Raw genomic sequence first — 22,513 nt, 5'->3', positions numbered from 1 at the left:
AAACTTTTTCTGGCACGTGGGCAAGGAATGCATGATGTTGTTCAACCCCAGGTGCTATGATCTTCCGGAGCACGACGGATAGGCGGCATCATTTGTACCAACTCCGATTCAAAAAACGATATAATAACGTTGATGCGATGTAATTGTTAGAGGAGATAATGATAAGAGATGAGCCAAAAGCAGTTCTGTAAGCGCAAACAATTTTTAGATGATTGGAGTCTCAAAACGAAGCTGTACATATTGTTCATTTTTTGTGTGCTAGTTCCGGTACTGGCAACCAATACGGTCTTTTATCAAAGCATCAAAGGCAACATCGAGGAAAAGGAAAACAACCGTTTCAATGAAATGCAGCAAAGGATCAGGTTCAACCTGCGGAACAGCATCGACAACAGCCTGTATGTGTCCAATTTTCTGTATACGGATGCAACGCTGAACCGATTTATGGAGTCCAGATACCGCGATGACGAAGACTATTATCTTGCTTACTATGACATGCTTAGCAACAATAATCTGGTCAGATACTATTACAGTTATCAGCAGGTGAATCAAGTAACGTTTTATGTCGGCAACGATACCTTTGTGAATGGCGGAAACTTCATTAAGCTGGATGATGCGGTTCGAGCAAGTGAGTGGTACCAAGCGTTGATGAATACGAGCGACCATATCATGATCTATTCGTATTTCGACAAGCAGCAGGCGGAGATGTCACAAAGTCAGGGAGGACGCAAAGTAAGCATCATTCGGAGGCTGGATTACTTTGGGGAGCAGCAGGTGGAGAAGGTTTTGAAGGTCGATCTGGATTATGCCTTCATCAACAAGTCGCTCAAGAACGAGGGAACGAACGGAAATGTATATGTGGTATCGGATGACAAGGTCATTTTCTCGAACGATTCAAAAATGAACCAGACGCGCCAGCCATTTCACCTGTTGGCGAACAGTCCAATTTCGTCTGTTCAATCCACGGAATTGATTCCCGTGGTATCAGAGAACTGGCAGATTATCGTCAGCGCCGCCAAATTGGACTTTTTGTCCGAGGTCATGGATTCCAGGCTCAATGTGACCGTCCTGATGATCCTCAATCTGCTGATGCCGACCCTGCTGATCTGGATGATATCCAGATCGCTGGTAACGAGGATTGACCGGATTTCGAAGCATCTGGATCAAGTGAAGCATGAGCAATTTGAGGTCATTTCAGGACCTGTGGGCAAGGACGAGATTGGTAGCCTGACCCACAGCTACAATATGATGGTGATCAAGATCAGGAACCTGATCGAGATTGTATTTAAGGGTCAGGTGGAGCGGCAAGCCCTTGAACTCTCCAGGAAGCAAGCGGAACTGAAGGCCCTTCAAAGCCAGGTGAATCCGCATTTCATGTTCAATACGCTGGAAACGATCCGTATGCGGAGCTTGATCAAGGATGAGCTTGAAACCTCGGATATTATTCATAAGCTGGCATTGCTGCTGCGCCAGACGATTAATTGGGGGGATGACCTGATTACCATTGCAGAGGAAATCAAGTTCGTGGAGAGTTATTTGAACATTCAGCAATATCGCTTTGGTGACAAGCTGCAATTCGCAATCAGGGTCACAGATCCTTCTATTCCAGACCTGATGATCCCCAAGCTGACCGTGCTCACCTTTGTCGAGAATGCTTGCATCCATGGCATCGAGAGCACGTCGAGTGACGGGATCGTGGAGGTTTTGTTCGAAATTCGAAGCGAGCAGCTCTCCATAACCATTCGGGACACCGGAGTCGGCATCGATCCTGACAAGCTGGCGCTGCTTCGAGCGATGATGCGTGATCCAAACATCGATCGGATGAGCGAGCTTAGCAGCATCGGCATGATGAATGCCTATATTCGGCTGCGGATGTATTTCGATGATTGCGTGCAGATGGACATCTTCAGCGAAAAGGGCAAGGGGACAACGGTTGCCATCCATATTCCCCTTTTGCAAGCATCTCAGGGATAAGGAGCGAGGATATGATCAACGTGCTGATTGTGGATGATGAGCCATTTATTCGCCAGGGACTTCAGTTACTTATCGATTGGGAGTCATGCGGATATCAGATTTGCGGTCAGGCATCAAACGGTTTGCAGGCGCTGGAGTGCATTCGGGCCGTGCACCCTGACCTGGTCATCGCCGACATCAAGATGCCGGAGATGGACGGCATGGAGCTTGCGAGAACCTTGTACGAACAGTATGGCGGCGAGATCAAGCTGATCCTGCTAAGCGGATTCTACGAGTTCGAGTATGCCAAGCAGGCGATTAAATACCAGGTGAATGACTATATTCTCAAGCCCATCGTGAAGACGGAACTGGTTCAAGTGCTTGAGGAATTCAGAATCTCATTCGATGCGCGGACAGAAGAGAAGCGACACCAGCAAGAAAAGGACCGGATCATCTTGGCTCAGCATATGCAGTCCATCTTGCTTGGGTCAGCCGATAAAGAATCTGTTGCAAATGTGCAGTCCAGCTATCAGAGTGCCAACTTCCTGCGCTGCATGCTGATCGAGGCGACAGGGGAGACCGCAGGGAGAGCAGAATGCGAAACGGATTGGTACTCCCGGGTTGAAGCATCGGTTGGCGAGCCCTTCAAGGGACAAGTGCTGAAGCCGTTCACGGGGGAAAAGAATGCGGTTTTGCTCATTCTCACGGATCTGATGCTGAAGGAGGAGGCTATCGCGTTGGAGGAATATATCGGCCGATTACATGGCGAGCTGAATCAGGGTCAGGAGTCGGCAGTTGCCTTCTATATCGGAAAGGAAGTACAGAGGGTGGAGGAACTGTATGAGTCCTACCAATCCTGCGGCAAAATGAAGAGCTTGCGTTTTTTTACCACGAGTGGCCCCATGTATTACTTCGAGCATATGAATACTGAAATATTTACGAAACAGCCAGGACAACGAGAGAAACAATTGTTTGATGGCCTGATCAAGTCGATTGAGCAACAGCAAATGGATGAGCTTCGCAGTCATGCAGAGGCGATCTTTCAATTTTTTCTCAATGAACGAATCGAGCCGGGCATCGTCCGCATTCAGTTGCATTATTTGGCGTACAATCTGTTGGAACTTGTAAAAGGTGAGACGGGTCCCCCGGATTCCGGGTTGATGCAGTCAGCGTTCCTCCAGATGAATTACGCGATGCTGTCTATGGAGGCTAACATTGAAAATTTATGGGAGTTCTCGCGACTGTGCGCAGAGAAGCTGAAGGAGCAGCAGAAATGGAACGCAATGGGTGTATTGGCCAGAATCGAGGCATTCATTCATGAACATTACAGGGAGAACATCAGCCTGAAATTGCTGGGAGAGCAATTTTACATGAACAGTGCGTATTTGGGTCAGATTTTCAAAAAGCATTATGCTCTGTCCTTCAATGATTATTTGAATCAATTGCGTGTGGAGGAAGCCGCCCGGCTGCTGCGCAGAACCGATCAAAGGGTATATGAAATTGCAACAGCTGTCGGATATCGCGATTCCGATTACTTTATTAACCGGTTCGAGAAACTCATGGATGAGACGCCTGCGCAATATCGCAAAAGAGCCCAGGCAGCGTACGCTGCCGATTCTACATCCTGCACTCCTTGATGGAGGGGCAGGATTTTTATTGCCATTGAACTGGAATTATTGGGATTTCGCCTATAATTTCTCCCGTTGAGGGGGACAGGGGAACATGGTAATTTTAACATAGCCTTTGGAAAGCGCTTTCCACAAAGCTTCTGTCCAAATAATCGATGGAGGGGTCATGATGAAAAAGGATGTTAGAAAAAAAATCAGGCATTGCGTTTTGCTGGCTTTAATACTGGTTGTTGCACTTGCCGGATGTACGCCAGGATCATCCTCGTCTGGTGAGAAGACAGCGGATGGCAAGGATTTGAAGCAATTTTCCGCATTTTTTGCCGTGCCGGGGAAAATTGCACCAGACGATAATCGGGTGCTGAAAGCGATTGAAGAAAAAACGGGTGTCCGCGTGACCATGGATTGGCTCACCGGCCAAACGGCCAAGGAACGGATTGGCGTGCTGATTGCAGGCGGCGAATATCCCGACTTTATCGATGGAAGTGATGGTACTCAGCAATTGGTATCGGCAGGGGCGCTGGTCCCGCTTGAGGATTACATCGATAAATATCCGAACATCAAAAATTATCTAGGCGAAGATTGGAAAAAAATGAAAAACACAACGGATGGACATATCTACTTCATCCCTCAGTTTGGCAATGTACAAGGCGAGTCCATGAAGGTAACTCATGACGGAGAAGCATTCTGGATTCAGAAGGCTGTGCTGGAATGGGATAATTATCCGACAATCAAAACACTTGATCAATACTTTGACTTGATTGAACGGTATAAAGCAGCTCATCCGACAGTTGACGGTCAGCCGACGATTGGATTTGAAATTATCTCGTATGACTGGCGATATTTTGCACTGGAAAACCCTCCGCTCTTCCTGGCTGGTTACCCCAATGAAGGGGCAGCTATCATAGACAAAGAAACGCTGACGGCCAAAAACTACAATACGATTCCTGAAGCGAAGGCGTATTTCAAAAAGATCAATGAAGTGTACCATAAAGGTTTGGTCGATAACGAGACATTTACGGCAAACTTTGATCAATATATTTCCAAACTTTCAACCGGACGTGTGCTGGGCATGGTGGACCAGGGGTGGCAGTTCCTTGACGCCGAGGCATCGCTCGTGAAGCAAAAATTGTACGACAAAACCTATGTGCCATTGTCCATCACGCTTTCCGAGGATGTAAAGGGACGCTATCAGCACAAGCCAATCCTAAACGTGAATGGCGGCTTGGCCATTACAACGAGTTGCAAGGATGTAGAGGGAGCGCTTCAGTATATTAATGATTTGCTGGACCCTGAGATGGAAGTATTGAGAACATGGGGACAGGAAGGCGTGGATTACCAGGTCGATGAAAAAGGCGTATTCTCCCGGAATGAAGAGCAGCGTTCCAATTCCAAAGATCCAGACTGGGTGCTGGCGAACACGGGAAGTCCCCTGGTATATTTTCCGCATCATGAAGGCATGACTGCTGACGGAAAAAACGCACTCGACCCTAAGGAGCAACCGGAGGAATATCTGGCCACACTGAATGACATCGACAAAAAAGTGTTGAAGGCTTACGGATATACGAAGTTTACGGATTTCCTGGAGCCTGCGGAGGACAACGAACCATGGTTCCCGATCTATACCTATAACTTTGAACCCAACAAACCTGAGACGATTGCTAGACAGAAAATGGACGACGTAAAACGAAAATGGCTGCCTAAAGTGATCATGACGTCACCAGCCGAGTTTGACCAGGCCTGGGAAGAGTATCAGGCCACTCTCAAGGAGAGTGCGGATATCAAAGCATATGAAGATGCATTAACGGAGGAAGTCCGCAGACGCGTGGAGCTGTGGGGGTAAGGATCTGCTGTGCAGCAAGGCTATGGGGAATCCTGTAGCCTTTTCTTACACGATAAAATCGGAGATTGGATTGGAATGGACCGATTCATCCACACGAGGTTGATATAGATAAACTCGTAAGCAAGGAGAGAAAAAGAATGGCCAAAAATGAGTTGCAGCACCGGATAAAGGCAAGCCATTTTCCATCAGGAAAAAGCTGGATCGGGTATAACCTGTCACGAATGAAAAGTCAGCGTCAATTATTGTGGATGTCATTTCCATTTATTGCGTTTATCGCTATTTTTGCGTATGGACCGTTATGGGGCTGGTTGATGGCGTTTCAGAATTACAGACCCGGCCTTGGTTTTTTTCAGCAGGAATGGGTAGGCATGGAGCATTTTAAAACCCTGTTCACGGACCCTACATTTGTACGTGTCATCCGAAATACGCTGGCGATGAGCTTAATCAGTCTGTTTCTGGGCTTTGTTGGCTCGATTGGCCTGGCGCTTCTGTTGAACGAATTGCGGATGGTGCTGTTCAAACGTGTCGTGCAAACGGTTTCCTATCTTCCACATTTTCTATCATGGATCATCGTTACAGGCATCGTTGCCAACGTATTATCCACTGAGACGGGAATCGTCAATGTGCTGCTGACGAAGCTTCACATCATCAGCGCTCCAATTAATTTCTTCGCCGAGCCGAAATATTTCTGGGGCATTGTGGGCTTGTCCAGCATGTGGAAAGAAATTGGCTGGGGTACCATCATTTATCTGGCTGCCATGACTTCAATTAATCCGAGCTTGTACGAGGCGGCTTCGATTGACGGGGCAGGCCGATTTCGCAAAATGTTCAATGTCACTCTTCCAGGCATTAAACCAACGATTATTATCCTGCTCATTATCAATGTCGGCAACGTGCTGAACGCGGGTTTCGAGATTCAATATTTGCTGGGGAACGGATTGGTGCAGGACGTGTCCGAGACCATCGACATTTTCGTATTGAAGTACGGAATTAACCTGGGCAACTATTCTCTTGCAACTGCCGCAGGCATATTCAAGAGCGTAGTCAGCCTGGTGCTCATATTTATGGCCAACGGGCTTGCCAAGGCTCTTGGCGAAGAGCGTTTGATTTGATAAGGAGGTGTAGCTGTGAAGCGATTTAGCAGAAGACGAAGCTTTGGCGATTATTTATTTTCATTCACAAACGGTTTTTTTATGTTGTTCGTTATGGTTGTTACATTATATCCTTTTTTAAACACGATTGCCGTATCCTTCAATAATGGGCTTGATACGATCCGCGGAGGAATATATCTGTGGCCAAGGGAATGGACACTTCAGAACTACGTATCCGTATTCCAGAATCCCCATCTCACGCAAGCGGCATTTATTTCGGTCGCTAGAACGGTAGTTGGGACGATGGTGCAGTTGTTCTGTACCGCGATGCTGGCCTACGTGTTGAGCCGCAAGGAGTACATGTTTAACAAATTGGTCACCACGCTGTTTGTGGTGACGATGTATTTCAGCGGCGGATTGATTCCGGGATACATGCTGATCAAGCAACTGGGGCTGTTGAATAACTTCTGGGTATATATTATCCCTGGATTAATCGGTGTCTTCAACATGATCGTGGTCCGCACCTACATTCAGGGACTTTCAGAAGGACTGCTCGAATCGGCGAAGATGGACGGTGCCGGCGATTTTAAAATCTTTATGCGCATCGTGCTTCCGCTATCCAAACCGGTGTTGGCCACCATCGCGCTGTTTATCGCCGTGGGACAGTGGAACTCCTGGTTTGATTCCATGCTGTACACAGCGGGCAACCGGAATTTGACCACCTTGCAGTATGAGCTGATGAAATTGCTGTCCTCTGCGACTTCACAGGGTGGAACTGTCAATGTGGACCAGTACAAAAATGTAACAAACATGGTCACTCCCGTATCGATTCGGGCAGCAATTACGGTTGTGACGGCCATGCCCATCGTTTTACTATATCCGTTCTTGCAAAAATATTTTGTGACTGGACTCACCATTGGAGGGGTGAAAGAATAAAAAAAGCAATTCAGGGTGAGGATGGCCGGTTGTGAATGAAGGCCGCGGAAAACCTGCTTCCTTTCAATATGTTATATGTTATGATATTTGCATCTTCAAAAGTTTGATTGAAGGGGCATAGCGTATGAATCAGAGCATACAACAGTTTAAAGCGGATTTTTTCAAAGCCTTGGCGCACCCGATGAGAATTCAGATTCTGGAGCTGCTGAGCGAAGGAGCGAAGAACGTCAATGAACTGCAAAGCATTCTGGGATCAGAAGGCTCCGCCGTCTCGCAGCAGCTGGCTGTATTGCGCAGTAAAAACGTTGTCCAGGGAACAAAAGAAGGGACGACAGTCACTTATTCGCTGCGTGACCCATTGATTAAAGACCTGTTGGCCGTTGCCAAACAGATTTTTGACAATCATCTGGTTGACGCCATTTCCATGCTGGAAGACATTCGAAAAGATACTTAAACACATTAAACAAGGGGAACCGGAAGCAAGTTTCAGGTAACTTCTTGTTTTTTGCGTTTTAGGAGGGTCACTGCTGTGAGCATTACGATTGACAGGGAGCACAGACGGGAGTAGTCTTTTTATTATATTCAAATATTCAAATATATGAAGAAAAGAAGGTCAGGACAGATGAAATGGATGGGAAGATTTGCAGGATACAATGCTGCCGCATTTCGCAAGGATCTGGTATCGGGGCTGATTGTTGGCATTATTGCGATCCCGCTCGGGATGGCGTTTGCGATAGCTTCCGGGGTCAAGCCCGAGTATGGTCTGTACACGACAATTATGGCGGGCATTCTCATTTCCTTGCTGGGTGGGTCCAAATTCCAGATTGGCGGGCCGACAGGGGCATTTATTCCGATCCTTTTCGCTATTGTCATGCAGTATGGATACGAAAATCTGCTGATCGCCGGAATAATGGCCGGATTAATGCTTGTACTTATGGGCGTTTTCAAGCTTGGGGCGTTAATCAAATTTATTCCAAGACCCGTGACCATTGGATTTACGGCGGGAATTGCTGTGATTATTTTTAGTGGGCAAATTGCGAATTTTCTGGGGCTGAGCGGCATCGAGAAGCACGAGGATTTCTGGTCCAATATGAAAGAAATCGGGATGCACTTCTCGACAATTAATATATACAGTTTGTTGACGGCTGGAATCTGTCTGGCTGTTCTTCTGTTTGTGCCCAAGTTTGCACCCAAGGTGCCTGCATCACTGGCCGGGTTGATTCTATCGACGCTAGTTGCAGCGTTCTTTTTGAAGGGCAGGTTGCTACGATCGGATCGTCATTTGGCGCTATTCCGGGAGCGTTGCCCCAGTTTCATATTCCGGAGATCACATGGGCGCGTGTGGTGAACTTGCTGCAGCCCGCTTTTGTTATCGCCATGCTGGGCGGCATCGAATCGCTGTTGTCTGCTGTGGTTGCGGATGGCATGACCGGGACCCGTCATAACAGCAATCGGGAGCTGATTGGGCAGGGAATCGCGAATATGGTGACACCGCTATTCGGCGGCATTCCAGCAACAGGGGCCATTGCGCGTACGGCAACGAATATAAAATCCGGTGCAGTATCGCCATTTTCTGGCGTTATTCACGGCGTTGTTGTGTTGCTGGTGCTTGTTCTCTTCGCACCATATGCGTCCCACATCCCTCTTGCCAGTATGGCCCCGGTGCTGATGCTGGTTGCCTGGAATATGAGTGAGCGGAGATCGTTCATACATGTAATGAAAACCAAAACGAGTGATTCACTCGTACTACTCATTACCTTTTTGCTCACCGTTTTTACGAGTCTAACCACCGCTGTGGAGGTGGGATTGATCCTTGCGGTCCTTCTATTCGTGAAGCGCATGAGCGAGATGCTGAAGGTTGCCAAAGTGCTGCCTGACCCCGATCACAAGCATGAGAAGGTTATGGCGCATATGGTTCATGAAGGGCATGATTGTCCGCAGATCAGTATGTATACGATTGAAGGCCCTTTGTTTTTTGGAGCGGCAGATCTGTTTGAGAAATCGGTGATGGATTCAATTCATCAAAGACCAGGTATTCTGCTGCTGCGTATGGGGAAGGTTCCTTTTATGGATACAACAGGTGAAGCCAACCTTGCCAGTTTGGTAAAGCATTTTGAGCGATATGGTGGCATGATACTGTTTTCAGGCGTTCAGGCACAGCCCTTGGAGATGATGAGGAAAACGGGTTTAATGGAGGGCATTCATCCGGATCACATGTTTGAGCATACCGGTGAAGCCATCAATTATGCATTACAGCATCTAAATCACCAGAAATGCCTAGGCTGCAAGCATTTTGCTTTTCGTGAATGTGCTGTGTTGTCTCAGGAGGATGCTGTTGCTGGACGGAAAAGTTTACTGGAGCCTACTTCATAGGTGTCCATGATTGATATAGTGTATCCGCTTCCTTACATTCCTTGTTGTATTTCTGCGGCACATCTCGTACAATTTGGTGAAGTAATTCTGCATTGCGTTAATGCGAATGTGAAAAGGGGAGAATCGTTTGGAATCGAAGCAACTATCCAGAGGGCTAAAGCCCCGCCATGTAGAGCTGATTGCACTCGGAGGTACGATCGGGGTCGGATTGTTCATGGGATCGGCAAGTACGATCAAATGGGCAGGTCCTTCAGTGCTGCTGGCCTATTTGCTGGCCGGGATCATTATCTTTTTTGTCATGCGCATTATGGGGGAAATGTTGATTCAGGAGCCTGTTACCGGTTCATTTGCCACATTTGCTCATAAGTATATCAGTCCACTCGCCGGGTTCCTGACTGCCTGGAGTTACTGGTTCCTCTGGGTCACGGTTGGTATGGCGGAAGTCACCGCGATTGGGATTTATGTAGGCTACTGGTTCCCGGATATTCCACAATGGCTGCCTGCCTTGGCTGGTGTGCTCATTATTGCGGCTGCGAATCTGGCAGCGGTAAAGTACTATGGCGAATTTGAATTCTGGTTTGCGCTGATCAAGGTGACGGCGATTGTCTTCATGATCGTGATTGGAACCGGACTAATTTTCTTCGGCTGGGGGAACGGAGGAGAGCCCATTGGGCTATCGAATCTGGTGAGCCATGGCGGATTTTTCCCTGGAGGCATCAAAGGTTTCCTTTTTGCCCTGTGTATCGTAACGGCAGCCTATCAAGGTGTCGAAATGGTAGGGATTACGGCAGGTGAAGCGGAAAATCCGAAGATCACGCTGCGTAAAGCGATCAAAAACATCGTGTGGCGCATTCTTATTTTTTACGTTGGGGCCATCTTTGTCATCGTGACATTGTACCCTTGGAATGAAGTGGGAGAGACGGGAAGTCCGTTTGTACTGACGTTTGCCAAAGTCGGGATTGTCGCTGCTGCGGGAATTATCAACTTTGTCGTGCTTACCGCGGCGATGTCGGGATGTAACAGTGGGATCTATAGTGCAGGACGTATGCTTTACACGCTTGCGGAGAATGGACAGGCACCGGCCTTTTTCAAAAAGCTGTCCAAAGGCGGGGTTCCCCGCAACAGTATTATCATCACAATTTCCTTGCTGCTGGTGGGTGTGGTACTCAACTACCTGATGCCGGACTCCAAACTGTTCCTGTACATCTATAGCGCAAGTGTTCTTCCGGGGATGGTTCCATGGTTCGCGCTGGCCTTCAGCCAGTTCAGGTTCAGAAAGCGTTGGGGCAATGAAATGGGAGACCACAATTTTAAATCCAAATGGTTCCCCATCAGCAACTATATCATCATCGTATATCTGACGCTCGTCATTATTGGTATGGCATTTAACCCGGATACGCGGTTACCCCTGATTGTCGGGGCTACATTTATGGCGATCGTTGTGATCGGATATTTCGTATTTGGCATAGGAAAAAGACAGCGGGTAGATGCAAGCGAGGATCACTAGCCTTATGTTATAAAATCGTTGATGTTAATATCGTAATATCATACGTGCATTCCTTGAATACATGGGAGAACCTTCGGGAGATCCAGTGTCATGCAGGGAGTGCATTTTTTTGTTTTTCAAAATTCTTGCTTGAATCTCATGTAAATGATGGTTTTATGATTGAAAATAGAAGAGCTGCTATCAGAGCCAGTTTAAATTCCGCCCATCTCGGTTACAAAGGAAAGAGTGCAACTTTTATGAAAACAATATACAAAATAAATTTTAAATTTACACAGTCTATTTAAATTGAACTTATTTTCTACACAATAACGTAGAGGGCAGAGAAAGCCTGGAGAAGTGAAGCTAAAAGCTTTCTAAAAGAAAGCTGCTTCGAAAGCATATGCTTCGCCTTTATCCCCGGATTTCCCCTTAATTAGGGATAGAAAAAAATCTGGGGATAACAGCGATCGGAAGGTTGCTCCTGACCGCGTAGTGGCCAGTGTAGAATCATTTCGTTCTATTTATAGGGTGTAAATTAATCCGAGGAGGAATTGAACATGGCTAATCAAGACCAGCACACCATGCAAGATCCGACGACACAATATCCGAAGGCTACATCAGATTGGAAGCAGCAGCAGGAGGAGCCGGGACTTCAGCGTGAAATGACTCCTGTACCTGATGCAGGTGAAAAAAGCTATAAAGGCAGCGGGCGTCTGACCGGACGTAAAGCTGTTGTAACCGGAGCAGACAGCGGTATTGGTCGGGCAGCAGCCATCGCTTTTGCCCGTGAAGGCGCGGATGTTGTCCTGGCTTACCTTCCTGAGGAAGAAGCCGATGCGAAGGAAGTGGTCAAACTGATCGAAGAAGCAGGCCGCAAGGCTGTTGCGATTCCAGGCGACCTCAAGGATGAGAAATACTGCGAAGAACTCATTGAATCTGCTGTAAAAGAGCTCGGTGGGATCGATATCCTCGCCAACGTGGCAGGTAAACAGCAGTTTGTTGAGCAGATCGCCGATCTGACTACAGAACAATTTGATGCGACATTCAAAACCAATGTCTATTCGATGTTCTGGCTCTGTAAAGCAGCGGTGAAACACATGAAACCAGGCAGCTCCATCATTAACACGTCTTCTATTCAGGCCTATAAGCCATCTCCAATCCTGCTGGATTATGCGACAACAAAGGCAGCAATCAACACCTTCAGCAAAGCGCTGGCTCAGCAAGTCGGCAGCAAAGGCATCCGCGTAAACGTCGTCGCACCAGGTCCAGTATGGACACCGCTTCAGGTCGTTGGTGGACAGCCCATAGAGAAGCTTGCTGATTTCGGCTCCAATACTCCGCTGGGTCGTGCAGGGCAACCTGCTGAAATGGCACCAGCGTTTGTGTTCCTGGCGAGCCAGGAATCCAGCTATGTGAGCGGTGAGACACTGAACGCCAATGGCGGTACAGTTAGTCCGTAATTTTGGATAAAAAGGCCTATGAATCTTAGGTCAGTGATCATTGGCAAGAGAAGCAAAGAACTCCATTCCCGATGAAGGTGAATGGAGTTCTTTGTTGTTATGGAATTTTTCCTGATTATTGCATTACTTCTGATCCGGGTTAGGCTCCAGAATGGCGTAGCTGCCAAGCGTGGCCAATTGAGCCGTATTAAGCAGGGCCTCATCTACCGCAGCGAGGGCTTCGCCTGCAGCTGTCATCAGCTCATCAGAGTCCACAGGTGAGGCAAAACGGAGAATTACCCGATTTTCTCCATTCTTCAGTTCACTCTCAGCCTTCGTTTTGTATTCACTAATGGAAGCGACTTCGAGATCGTTCTGTACATAATAATCGTTCGCATCACTTTCACCATTAAACAGGGCGAGTTCGGAATCAAGCCAGTAATCCTTGTCGGCTATCGTTTTCTGACTTGCAGCCGTCTCATCATTTGCATTGTACAGGAAGTAAGGAATACCGGAATTGGTCAGATTGTTGGTGGCATCCACATGGAACCATTCATTCCCGATTTTGACCTTATTCCACGCATGAGGAACACCGCTAGAAGCTCCCGTTACGACGATGCTTTCCAGTCCAGACAGATCGGAGAGCAGTTTGTAGACGGAAGGCTGGCGCATACGCCAACGCCTTTGACCAGGATACCGTAAGTGGTAAACGAATCATTGAACTGTGCATCGACATTTTTAAAGTTGTTCTGTTCCGCATTTTCAAGTGCCGCATCATCATACTTCGCGTTATCGTTCAGATAATCGTAGATGGCTTTCCGTTTCTCATCATCCTTCATGCCATCCTTGATGATGGAAGCAACAACTTCGTTTGCTTTGGCAATAATCTCGCTCTGTTTCTTCTGGATGACATCTACCGACTCATTGTAATGGATTGAAAGGGTAAGTGTACCGTAATTGTATTCAAAACCTTCCACACCCAGAATCAATGGATTCTGGTACATTACTTTCAGGACAACATCGGAGAGCGTTGTGAAATTCTGGGCTTCTGGAAAAGCTTTTAATGAGATCTTGTCATGGGCAGCAACCATGTTTTTAGCCAAAACTTCTTCCAATGCAGAATCTGCATTGATCATTGCATCGCCTGTAGCCGGCTCAGGAACCGTTTCCTGATTGCCTTGTTCTACATTCTGGTGTGTATTGGATTTCTGCTCATCCACCAAGTTGTCTTCTTCAGTTTCAGGTGATTCACTCGTAATTTCATCAGAAGCTTTATCGGAAGTATCATCGGAAGCCTCGTTGGATTCAGAATCAATTTTATCCTCTGACGTTCCAATATTGGTTGTGGACTCCGTAGATGGAGTTTCTTCCAACGTCGGTTCTGTGTCTGCTTCTGTTTCCGTTGCCGGCTCAGTCGCAGGTGCATCATGATTGTTGATAATGGTTGGCACATCAGGTGCAGGGACGTATGGTGTGTCATTTTTCGGTTCTACCAGTCCGTTACTGGAATCAGCCACGGTTTGCTGGGCAAGTCTATCCAGGTCATCTTGGGTCACATTCTCCACTCGTACGTAACTTTTCAGAGCTGTTCCTTTAATGTGAAACGGAATATTCGTTTCGTTGAACTCCGAAATCTCTACGTTGGCAGTATCATAGATGATCGTCTCAAGGGCTAAAGAACCATCATTGTACTCAACTGTCGTTTTTTGGGGAAGTACATCTATATTCTTTAATTTCTCCATATACAGTTGTTCTTTCAAAGCTGTCGGTAACTGGGATGCCAGTGGAGCAGTAGGGACCCCTTTGCTAAAATTGGACTCTTTGCCCCCACCGATTGCAGTGACGTAATATTCTCCTCGTATACCATGGTTCTGATGAGTCGTTATCATTTCATTATAAGTCGCAAGCCCGCCTCTTCCGTCCTTCATAAAATCATTAAAGGAAGTCTCAGTCGTTACCGCAATATCTAAAGGTATACTATTGCTGAAAGCATCCTCTTCGCCAGTTAAAGGTTTGTTTGTATCAAAGTCGGTTAGGTCAGAACGTTTATAAATTTTATATTCAGTTGCACCCTCAACCTTGTCCCAGACCAATTTGAACCGTCTATCTTTGTCAATTTCGTATCTTAGATTGGGTACAGGTAACTCTGATTTCACCGTAAATGGAATAATGATTGGATGTTCGAGCAATGTCAGTTTCTCTGCATCTGGATCATAATTCAGACGAATGTAATATATTGGGGCACCACCCCAAGAACTTTGCCCCCTTTTCATCATGGAATCTGAACTTAAAACGCCCCATCCAAGAGGTTTAATAGAAATACTATTGTCATGAATATCTGATAACAAAGCTACTTCACTTGCCTTAAGTGCTTTAATATCGGTATGTACTGAAATCATATCACTCAGTGACCAGTTACTTTTTCCTAAATCTGCTTTAAACTTGAACGTAAATTCTTCATCTTGAGCTACGTTATACATCGGCATAATCGCTTTATCCGATTCGGAGCCATACTTCTGCTTCAAACTTAATACGCTAGAGCCTTCTACTATTTCTGTGGGGGTATTCTCGGACGGGCTACTCTCCTTGTCATTGCTCTGGCATCCAGCCAATAACAGGGTGAGCGTAAACATAATCAAAAATAAACGTTTCATGGTACACCACTTTCTCGTTATTCTAAGTTGTTGCAAAGGCTAATTTCAAAAATAATTTCTCAACACCGAAGATTATCATTTCTGGTTAAAAACTATTTTCAAACCTCTTATCAGCAAGACCTCCTATTAATTCCCTAATGTCTTTTGCTAGTCTATGGTCATATAGACTTATTGTCAAGATATGTAATGGTATATTATGACTATATACAATAGAGTGATAATCGTGTATTAGAGTTAGTTAAAATGATCTTTGCGAGAGAGTGAGAATTGTTGAGACTTCTGGTACAATGCATGATAAAACGAAAAATGGAGTGGATCGGATGACGCCAGAACAGATTGTCAGGACCTTTTTTGAAGAAGTGCGCTCGGATCGCAATCTTGATTATGCCAATACACTGATGGCCGAGCAGGTACTGGCTCACCAGGTAATCTCGGAAGAGGAAGTGACAGTCACAAGAACGCCCTCCGTCTATGCGGATCATGTGAGGGAAATGATGGAGGCGTACGGAGATTTTTCGATGCAGATTCAGGAGTTGCTTGCACAGGGAGATAAAGTATATGTACGCTGGAGACAAGTGGGTACTCATGTTGGAGAAGTGGATGGATATGCGCCGACCAATCTTCCCGTGATTGAAATAGCGAGTGCGGTATATCGAGTGGAGAATGAGAGAATTGCAGAATACTGGATTCAGATTGACAGGCTGGGGATCGAAAAACAATTGGAGCGCAATCAGAGCTGAGAACCAGCTCTTTCACAGGAGAGATTTCTTAAACTGTATAATTCAGATATAACAGGTGGAGGTGACATCATGAAACACATAAAAATGGCAATGGCTGTTCTGGCCGCCACCGCCATTATTACTACAGTAATAACAACAGCATTAATGAATAATGAAACTGTTGTCACTACTTCTACCCCATCCACATTATCAGTAATTAATAATGAGGATCTCGCAGGCACTGCGACTACAAAACAGTTTAATATCCCGGAGGGATTTGAATGTGTGAAAGTGAGCTTTAAAAATACCGGTTCGAAAGCGTTCACGTTCACGATTAACCAAGAATCTACTGCTGGAATCGCAAAAATGTCTTATACTGTCCCAGCAGATGGAAAAGAGCATACGTATTGGAGTGACCAAGCTTGGTCAAGGGGCTTGTTTTATGTGAGCGTGTCTTCTGCACAAGGGATGTCCGGCAGATTGAGTGTGCTTCTGGGTAAGGACTTCAATGAACTGAAAAGTTTATAGATTATAAAACCATTAGCTAGCTAGTGGAGTGATTACAGAAAAGCCTAAGCTTTCTTGACCCTATACCAGTATGAATAGATTTCGGAGAATCCAAGTTTGGCATACAGTTTTAATGCGGGAGCATTATTAGCAACGACTTGCAGGTAACTGGAGGTAGCACCATTCTCTTTTCCCCAATGCAACAGATGAAGGATCATCTGCTCGGCCAATCCCCGATTCCGGAAGTTAGCGTCCGTAATGATGTCATACAATCCAATATAACCTCGTTCCACCACACCGAATCCACACGCAACGACTTGTCCGTCGATGAACAGCGAGATGAAACCTGTGCGCGTACGGATGTTGTTTAACATTTGTTTCATCGTTCCCCGATACAGATCATTTACCTGATTCAGTCTGCAAAAGTGATCCAACCACTCTCCGGTTAACTGTTCGTCCATTTTTACATCAGCGTGCTCAGGCTCCTTAATGGTTTCCAGGCTCCGAGTCTGGACCCGGCTCAGATCTACAACATCATACCCCTTTTCATGCAAAAGCTGGTCGAGATGATCCGGCTGGATAAACGGCGTAATCTTGAATATGGTACTTAATTGATTGGAGGCGTAGATTCGCTCACATTGCTCGATCTTTTCATGCACATCTTGGGTAGAGTAGTGGATAGGTTGAATGGAGTTGGCGCGCTTCGTAAATCCCTCTGAAAAACGCAGTACCCATCCGTCAAAAAGCAAGGTGGATAAGGGCTGCCAATGGTTGAGGGATAGTTCCTCAATCGTTTTGTATTCCGAATTCGATCTAAGGGTCATATCTATCCTCCTATCTTATGATTTTATAATAATACATATTAATGAATAAAAATTCAATATAAGATATATATTGTTGCGAAACATTATGCATAGAGTTACTGAATGGGTTACAATCTGAATGAATAAATTGAAATTGAAATATCGGAAGAAGTGGAGCAGGTTATGCTAACTATTGAAATAAACAATCACATCATTAACTGTCATATTGAATATGGGAAACGGAAGAAAGCTTCCATTACGATGGATTTACCCTATATGGTCACAATCAAGGCTCCCAATGGTACTAGCGAAGACATGATCCGGCAGCTAGTTGCGCAGCATGGGGACGTTATTTTGACGAAATCAGCTCTGATGCAGCAGGCGTTGGATGGTCCTCAAGCGAAAGAATATGAAGAGGAGGGCAAAGGGAAGTTTCTGCTCTTTGGCAAAGAACATGCGCTGCATGAGTTAATTGACGTAGAGGGACGTTCGGAAGAGGATTTGCGTGCGAATCTGAAGAAGTTTTATTTTGCGGAGTGTAAAAGAATGATCGGTGAGCGTATCGGCCGTTACCAGCAGGAGTTGAAGGTGAAGCCGAAGTCTGTGGATATCGTGGAATCGGCGACCAAGTGGGGAAGCTGTAGTTGGGATAAAAAGCTGACGTTTAACTACCGCTTGGCGATGGCTCCACTAGAGGTGATTGATTACGTGATCATTCATGAGTTATGCCATATCCATCATATGAATCATGATCGTTCGTTCTGGCGCCGTGTGGGCAGTATTATGCCTGATTACAAAGCCAAAGAGGATTATCTGATGCGAAATGGCCGAGCCATGACGTTGTGAAAAATGCTCATACCACGAATGGACGTGGTGGAAGGAGTTCAAGATGTCAGAGAGTACCTCTTTTGATGTGCTAGTAGATGAATATATCTCGCAATTTCCTTCGGATGTACAGGTCAAATTACAAGCATTAAGACAGATTATTCGCGATTCCGCTCCCAATGCCGTGGAGAAGATCAGTTACAAGATGCCAACATATGCAGAGCACGGAAACTTGGTTCATTTTGCAGCGTACTCTAAGCATATCGGATTTTACCCGGGTGCCAGTGGGATCGAAGCGTTTAAGGAAGAACTCTCACGGTATAAAGGAGCCAAAGGATCAGTGCAGTTTCCGTTGGATCAACCATTGCCAGAAGAATTGATCCGCCGGATCGTGGAATTTCGGGTGCAGGAAAATGTGAAGAAGGCTCAGGAAAAGAAGCAAAAGAAGTAGTGTATTGGGGAAAACGCTTTTCGATCTACTAAAGCACGGGGAGAGCATATGAACAAAGCACTGATGGTATTGGATGTGCAATACGGGATTACGTCATTAAGAGATTTCACAGCACAGCTGGAGAAAATTAAAGCTGTTATCGCTGATTTTGACCAGCGGAATGAACCGGTCATTTACTTGAAGCATGTAGACTATGATCATGAGGGGTCTTCACTTTTTTACAAGAATGCTGCGGATCTGGAGATTGTAGTCGACACTGGGCGGCATACGATTCTGGAAAAAAGTAAACCTAACGCCTTTAGCAACCCGAAGTTGAAGAAATGGCTACATGAACATCAAGTGGAACATGTGTTTATTGTTGGATTTAACACAGAATATTGTTGCTTGTTTACGGCAATTACTGCCGAACATGAAGGATTCAAAGTCACTCTGATCGAGGACGCAACGGGTTCGGTAAATACAGAAGAGACGTATGAAATGCCAGGGTTAGATATTCAGGACTTTGTTGGTTCAATTCTAAACTGGTCCAATTGTATTGAGGTTCTATATTTGCATGAGTATAAGAGAATGTACGAGGATTAACACGGTTTATACTCTTTTCTATAAAAAATGATATGTTACATTCTAATGTTGATTTGTGACCATAAGAAAACCGCCTTTGTGAAAAGGCGGTTTATTGAGCTATCGTTTCCCGTTAGTTGAATGGTTTCACTACGGAGACCAACTAGTGTAGAAGGAAATTAAACGAAAAACTATTATGATATTTAATTCTATTTACATTTCTTTATCAAGGTCCACATTGAATGATGCTGTTAAAGGTTTTTGTCCAGAATCATTTGGTATCACTGTAATTTCCACAGTTAGATTTATAGAGTCAGGCAGATTAACTTGATCTATATTCTCAAATCCGACAAAGTAATAATGCTGTTCGTCTAATTCTATTAAGCCTCCATCTGTCGAGCCAGAAGATGAAATTAAATTTCCGTCATTATAAAGCTTACAAGAAACATTAAACTCTTTCAAACTGAATCCATTCACTTCATACCCGACCTTTATTTGTCCTTCCGTGTATTCAGCATTTCGTAAATTAATAGTGCCTCTATCAACCATTTTTGTTTTAATTTCAATATTTGCTTCGGGCATCTCTGGTTTTTTTAATAAATAACCCACTCTAAAATACCATATAACACCCAATACAACTGCAACAACTATAACAATAGCAATAACATACTTCTTTTCTTTTTTATCCATAATTCTTGCTCCTTACATCATGAAAAATAAAGATGAGGCCATAGAGGCTGAAACAACACCACTAGCTGAAAATAGTAGTAAACTACTTAAAGAATTTACTGAAATTCTTTTTCATTCATTAAATATCCTCTATCTGTTTTGTGTTAATTTCTTTATATTTACAAATATATTATAATCCTGGTATATAAGTAAAGTTCCGTTTTAATATTAATACTCCCTAGTACCCCAAGTACCCGAAGGAGAACTTCGGCTCGTGCACCTAGTTTGTATCTTCCCATAGTTAAACGGAAAAGAAGTATCTTTATATACTAAAAGTGAGACCTTAACATCTAAAGTAATCTTCAACTTGTTTAACAAAAAGTTCATAACGTCTCTTTAACCATTTAAATGACCTACTCATGATGTTTGTAATTATACATGTATGAAGGAATCAGGTAGGATGCCCAAATTTTTCTGAAATAATCCCAACCTTTATTTCGCCTGGCACACTATATAATTGTCAGGAATTACAGATGCAACTATGGAGGCAAAAAATGGATTCAATTAGTAAAAGCGGAAAAGAAGCGGCGGAAGCGATTCGGAGCTATGTCAAACCGATTTTCGGTTTTGCCTTAAACCGGGTCAAGCAGCGGGCCGAGGCGGAGGATCTGGCTCAGGAGATTATGCTGCAGTTGTTGAAATCCTTCTCTGGGGTGCGGGACATTAGAAGCCTTGACGCTTACGTCTGGACGGTTGCCCGATACACTTGGGTGAATTGGTTGAAAAAGCGGGCGCACGCTCCCCAAGCGATCGAAATCAACGGTATGTCCGAACTGTCTGCCGCCCCTTCCCGGGAGCCGCTTGACCGGCTGCTGGTAACCGAAGCTTACCGCGAGCTGCGCCGAGAAGTCGCGTTTCTGTCCGATATCCATCGCCGGATCGTGGTCATGCATTACTACGACGAGGTTAAAATCGGCGATATCGCGAGTGCTCTGAACATTCCTGTCAACACGGTGAAGTGGCATTTGAGCGAGGCTAAAAAGAAGTTACGGAAAGGGATGAAACGTATGCGTGCAACAGGAACTTTAAGTGTCAATCCGGTCAGCATGGGGGAAATGGGCCATTCCGGTTCGGCCGGCAGACTGGGCGAAACCAACGATTTTCTTGGACGCGCCTTGGCGCAAAATATCGTTTACGCGGCTTATCACAAGGCGCGTACCGTACATCAAATCGCGGAGGAGCTCGGAATGCCGCCGTCTTTACTGGAAGGCGAAGTCCGGCACCTGGCCGATTACAATTTTCTCATCCAAACCTCTCCCGGCAAATATCAAAGCAATACCATCGTCTGGGACCTCTTCGAGTTGGCCGTAGCCGGTCATCAATTCTGGCAAGATTGCGCCGCCGAAGTGGCCGATGTTCATTTTGACGCGTTAATGGAAGTTCGCCGGCAAGTTGAGGATAGCGGAGTGTACGTTCCGGAAGGCGACTATAACTTCCTGCTCTGGACCTTGCTGCCCAAGAACATCGAGGAGCAATCTTGGCGGAGCATGCCGGCTGGCGAAAACTTCGATGCGGTCGCACCAATGCGAAAGGACGGAGGTCAATATATTGCCTATGCGGCGTTAAATCGGAGCTACGATGCCGATCCGGGTTTTGATATGAGTAGTTACGTCACCTTCGGTCCGTCGCTCCGCTACGTCGAAGACTCTCCTTTATACTTGTGGCAATTCAATACGTACTGGAGCGACCGCCAGATGGATTGGCGTTTCCTGGAATATCGGAATGTCGAGATTTGTTATGCGTTCCAACAAGGGGAACTGCCCGACAACGAAGAGAACGCTGAGCAATATTCGTTCCTGCTGGAGAAGGGGTACATCCGCAAGACGAAGGAGGGGTACAAGTTCAATGCGGTTTGGATTGACTCTCCGCAAACGTTGGATCGGTTGAACAAAGCAATGCCGGATTTGTCCGCTCTTTATGCGCCTGCTGTCGGCAAGCTCTACGACAAAATGCTCAACCTGTTCCTGCAAAATCAGCCTAAGCATTTGGAGTCGCAGCTTGCTTACATGGTGAGAGGCAACACCGGAGGAGGTCGGCTGGTCGCTTATATTTTGAAGCATTTGATCGATAACGGGAAGTTGAAACCGCCGTTGCCGCACCAGCAGAAGACGATTTCGACCTGGATGGGGCCGGTCAAGTAAGTCGGTTCGGAAATGTATACGAAGAATAGCCGTTCCCGGGCGGTGGCCATTTTTACACAAAACTCTTTCTTTCCACTCTGTCTGTTCCAACGAAGTAATTAGGACATCGCTATTTTACCACGGCCCCCCTCCTTAACGTATGGAAATGATTAAAAACTACCCATGACGCATGTGCGTCATGGGTAGTTTTTAATCGCAATCGTATCTGCCAGAGTTCTCCTTTAACCTTACGATTTTTAATTTTTCTTGTCCGCAACCAACCGTGAGAGGCCAGATGCTCCACTACTCAGCAGATCTATTCAACTAACCTGCCCGTTAGTTGAATAAAAGCAGCCGATCACGTTGATCAGCTGCTTTCTTGGTCTTATTGAGCTTTCTTT

At 45.7% G+C, this 22,513-nt stretch carries 18 protein-coding genes and 1 pseudogene; 15 read left to right on the top strand and 4 right to left on the bottom strand.

Features of this window, described 5'->3' with window-relative positions; all coding sequences use genetic code 11:
* The first annotated feature begins 168 nt into the window (after nt 1-168).
* The 9 genes and pseudogenes from HW560_RS01020 (at nt 169) to HW560_RS00980 (ending at nt 12,764) form a co-directional block, all read left to right on the top strand.
* Nucleotides 169-1,971 (top strand): sensor histidine kinase, encoded by a 1,803-nt coding sequence (locus tag HW560_RS01020; RefSeq protein ID WP_090904807.1) that lies wholly within the window; start codon nt 169-171, stop codon nt 1,969-1,971.
* A gap of 11 nt (nt 1,972-1,982) precedes the next feature.
* Nucleotides 1,983-3,587 carry a response regulator transcription factor gene (locus tag HW560_RS01015; RefSeq protein ID WP_179261569.1) on the top strand — a complete coding sequence of 535 codons (1,605 nt, stop codon included), beginning with the start codon at nt 1,983-1,985 and terminating at the stop codon, nt 3,585-3,587.
* Between the two features lie 157 nt (nt 3,588-3,744).
* The gene (locus HW560_RS01010) at nt 3,745-5,418 is read left to right on the top strand and encodes an extracellular solute-binding protein (RefSeq protein WP_257031574.1); all 1,674 of its coding nucleotides are present in this window, start codon (nt 3,745-3,747) and stop codon (nt 5,416-5,418) included.
* 137 nt (nt 5,419-5,555) lie between these two features.
* Nucleotides 5,556-6,530 carry an ABC transporter permease gene (locus tag HW560_RS01005; protein WP_218152291.1) on the top strand — a complete coding sequence of 325 codons (975 nt, stop codon included), beginning with the start codon at nt 5,556-5,558 and terminating at the stop codon, nt 6,528-6,530.
* A 15-nt stretch (nt 6,531-6,545) separates the two neighbouring features.
* On the top strand, nt 6,546-7,445 hold the full coding sequence (locus tag HW560_RS01000) for a carbohydrate ABC transporter permease (RefSeq protein ID WP_090904804.1): 900 nt from the start codon (nt 6,546-6,548) through the stop codon (nt 7,443-7,445).
* 124 nt (nt 7,446-7,569) lie between these two features.
* Nucleotides 7,570-7,899, top strand: a complete 330-nt coding sequence (locus HW560_RS00995; protein WP_179261567.1) for an ArsR/SmtB family transcription factor — start codon at nt 7,570-7,572, stop codon at nt 7,897-7,899.
* Nucleotides 7,900-8,067: 168 nt separating this feature from the next.
* A pseudogene (locus HW560_RS00990) lies at nt 8,068-9,818 on the top strand (SulP family inorganic anion transporter).
* A gap of 127 nt (nt 9,819-9,945) precedes the next feature.
* On the top strand, nt 9,946-11,325 hold the full coding sequence (locus HW560_RS00985; protein ID WP_179261565.1) for an amino acid permease: 1,380 nt from the start codon (nt 9,946-9,948) through the stop codon (nt 11,323-11,325).
* Nucleotides 11,326-11,861: 536 nt separating this feature from the next.
* Nucleotides 11,862-12,764 (top strand): SDR family oxidoreductase, encoded by a 903-nt coding sequence (locus HW560_RS00980; protein WP_179261563.1) that lies wholly within the window; start codon nt 11,862-11,864, stop codon nt 12,762-12,764.
* Between the two features lie 123 nt (nt 12,765-12,887).
* Here HW560_RS00980 and HW560_RS00975 read toward each other — a convergent pair whose 3' ends face one another.
* A complete protein-coding gene (locus HW560_RS00975; protein WP_179261561.1) occupies nt 12,888-13,415 on the bottom strand; it encodes a transglutaminase-like domain-containing protein in 528 nt (175 codons plus the stop codon).
* Entirely contained in the window at nt 13,352-15,397 is a 2,046-nt protein-coding gene (locus HW560_RS00970) for a ring-infected erythrocyte surface antigen domain-containing protein (RefSeq protein WP_179261559.1), read from the bottom strand. The genes HW560_RS00975 and HW560_RS00970 overlap by 64 nt, the downstream gene beginning before the upstream one ends.
* 320 nt (nt 15,398-15,717) lie before the next feature.
* Here HW560_RS00970 and HW560_RS00965 point away from each other — a divergent pair, with 320 nt between their 5' ends.
* Complete coding sequence (locus tag HW560_RS00965) at nt 15,718-16,137, top strand: ester cyclase (protein ID WP_179261557.1); 420 nt, start codon at nt 15,718-15,720, stop codon at nt 16,135-16,137.
* A gap of 69 nt (nt 16,138-16,206) precedes the next feature.
* The gene (locus HW560_RS00960) at nt 16,207-16,644 is read left to right on the top strand and encodes a phospholipase domain-containing protein (RefSeq protein ID WP_090904797.1); all 438 of its coding nucleotides are present in this window, start codon (nt 16,207-16,209) and stop codon (nt 16,642-16,644) included.
* A 44-nt stretch (nt 16,645-16,688) separates the two neighbouring features.
* Here the strand turns inward: HW560_RS00960 and HW560_RS00955 are convergent, their stop codons facing one another.
* Nucleotides 16,689-17,447 carry a GNAT family N-acetyltransferase gene (locus HW560_RS00955; protein ID WP_179261555.1) on the bottom strand — a complete coding sequence of 253 codons (759 nt, stop codon included), beginning with the start codon at nt 17,445-17,447 and terminating at the stop codon, nt 16,689-16,691.
* 162 nt (nt 17,448-17,609) lie between these two features.
* Here HW560_RS00955 and HW560_RS00950 point away from each other — a divergent pair, with 162 nt between their 5' ends.
* From HW560_RS00950 to HW560_RS00940, 3 genes are read left to right on the top strand one after another with little or no spacing between them, the layout of a single operon-like run.
* A complete protein-coding gene (locus HW560_RS00950) occupies nt 17,610-18,272 on the top strand; it encodes a M48 family metallopeptidase (protein ID WP_090904795.1) in 663 nt (220 codons plus the stop codon).
* 43 nt (nt 18,273-18,315) lie between these two features.
* Nucleotides 18,316-18,702, top strand: coding sequence for an iron chaperone (locus HW560_RS00945; RefSeq protein WP_090904794.1), 387 nt, complete (start codon nt 18,316-18,318; stop codon nt 18,700-18,702).
* Nucleotides 18,703-18,750: 48 nt separating this feature from the next.
* Nucleotides 18,751-19,284 carry an isochorismatase family protein gene (locus HW560_RS00940; protein ID WP_179261553.1) on the top strand — a complete coding sequence of 178 codons (534 nt, stop codon included), beginning with the start codon at nt 18,751-18,753 and terminating at the stop codon, nt 19,282-19,284.
* A 192-nt stretch (nt 19,285-19,476) separates the two neighbouring features.
* On the opposite strand, the gene HW560_RS00935 is transcribed toward HW560_RS00940, so the two are convergent.
* Nucleotides 19,477-19,953, bottom strand: a complete 477-nt coding sequence (locus HW560_RS00935; protein WP_179261551.1) for a hypothetical protein — start codon at nt 19,951-19,953, stop codon at nt 19,477-19,479.
* Between the two features lie 533 nt (nt 19,954-20,486).
* Here HW560_RS00935 and HW560_RS00930 point away from each other — a divergent pair.
* On the top strand, nt 20,487-22,133 hold the full coding sequence (locus HW560_RS00930; protein WP_179261549.1) for an RNA polymerase sigma factor: 1,647 nt from the start codon (nt 20,487-20,489) through the stop codon (nt 22,131-22,133).
* Nucleotides 22,134-22,513: the final 380 nt, after the last annotated feature.

Origin of the sequence: Paenibacillus sp. E222 (assembly GCF_013401555.1) — a bacterium.
GTDB lineage: Bacteria > Bacillota > Bacilli > Paenibacillales > Paenibacillaceae > Paenibacillus.
The sequence above is the reverse complement of the archived record's forward strand: the minus strand, read 5'-3'. Positions and strand labels throughout refer to the sequence as shown.

What these genes read in the sequence shown, in the direction of transcription:
- HW560_RS01020 (WP_090904807.1), top strand. Translation starts at nt 169, where the DNA reads ATGAGCCAAAAGCAGTTCTGTAAGCGCAAACAATTTTTAGATGATTGG.
- HW560_RS01015 (WP_179261569.1), top strand. Translation starts at nt 1,983, where the DNA reads ATGATCAACGTGCTGATTGTGGATGATGAGCCATTTATTCGCCAGGGA.
- HW560_RS01010 (WP_257031574.1), top strand. Translation starts at nt 3,745, where the DNA reads ATGATGAAAAAGGATGTTAGAAAAAAAATCAGGCATTGCGTTTTGCTG.
- HW560_RS01005 (WP_218152291.1), top strand. Translation starts at nt 5,556, where the DNA reads ATGGCCAAAAATGAGTTGCAGCACCGGATAAAGGCAAGCCATTTTCCA.
- HW560_RS00995 (WP_179261567.1), top strand. Translation starts at nt 7,570, where the DNA reads ATGAATCAGAGCATACAACAGTTTAAAGCGGATTTTTTCAAAGCCTTG.
- HW560_RS00980 (WP_179261563.1), top strand. Translation starts at nt 11,862, where the DNA reads ATGGCTAATCAAGACCAGCACACCATGCAAGATCCGACGACACAATAT.
- HW560_RS00975 (WP_179261561.1), bottom strand. Translation starts at nt 13,415, where the DNA reads ATGCGCCAGCCTTCCGTCTACAAACTGCTCTCCGATCTGTCTGGACTG.
- HW560_RS00970 (WP_179261559.1), bottom strand. Translation starts at nt 15,397, where the DNA reads ATGAAACGTTTATTTTTGATTATGTTTACGCTCACCCTGTTATTGGCT.
- HW560_RS00965 (WP_179261557.1), top strand. Translation starts at nt 15,718, where the DNA reads ATGACGCCAGAACAGATTGTCAGGACCTTTTTTGAAGAAGTGCGCTCG.
- HW560_RS00960 (WP_090904797.1), top strand. Translation starts at nt 16,207, where the DNA reads ATGAAACACATAAAAATGGCAATGGCTGTTCTGGCCGCCACCGCCATT.
- HW560_RS00955 (WP_179261555.1), bottom strand. Translation starts at nt 17,447, where the DNA reads ATGACCCTTAGATCGAATTCGGAATACAAAACGATTGAGGAACTATCC.
- HW560_RS00950 (WP_090904795.1), top strand. Translation starts at nt 17,610, where the DNA reads ATGCTAACTATTGAAATAAACAATCACATCATTAACTGTCATATTGAA.
- HW560_RS00945 (WP_090904794.1), top strand. Translation starts at nt 18,316, where the DNA reads ATGTCAGAGAGTACCTCTTTTGATGTGCTAGTAGATGAATATATCTCG.
- HW560_RS00940 (WP_179261553.1), top strand. Translation starts at nt 18,751, where the DNA reads ATGAACAAAGCACTGATGGTATTGGATGTGCAATACGGGATTACGTCA.
- HW560_RS00935 (WP_179261551.1), bottom strand. Translation starts at nt 19,953, where the DNA reads ATGGATAAAAAAGAAAAGAAGTATGTTATTGCTATTGTTATAGTTGTT.
- HW560_RS00930 (WP_179261549.1), top strand. Translation starts at nt 20,487, where the DNA reads ATGGATTCAATTAGTAAAAGCGGAAAAGAAGCGGCGGAAGCGATTCGG.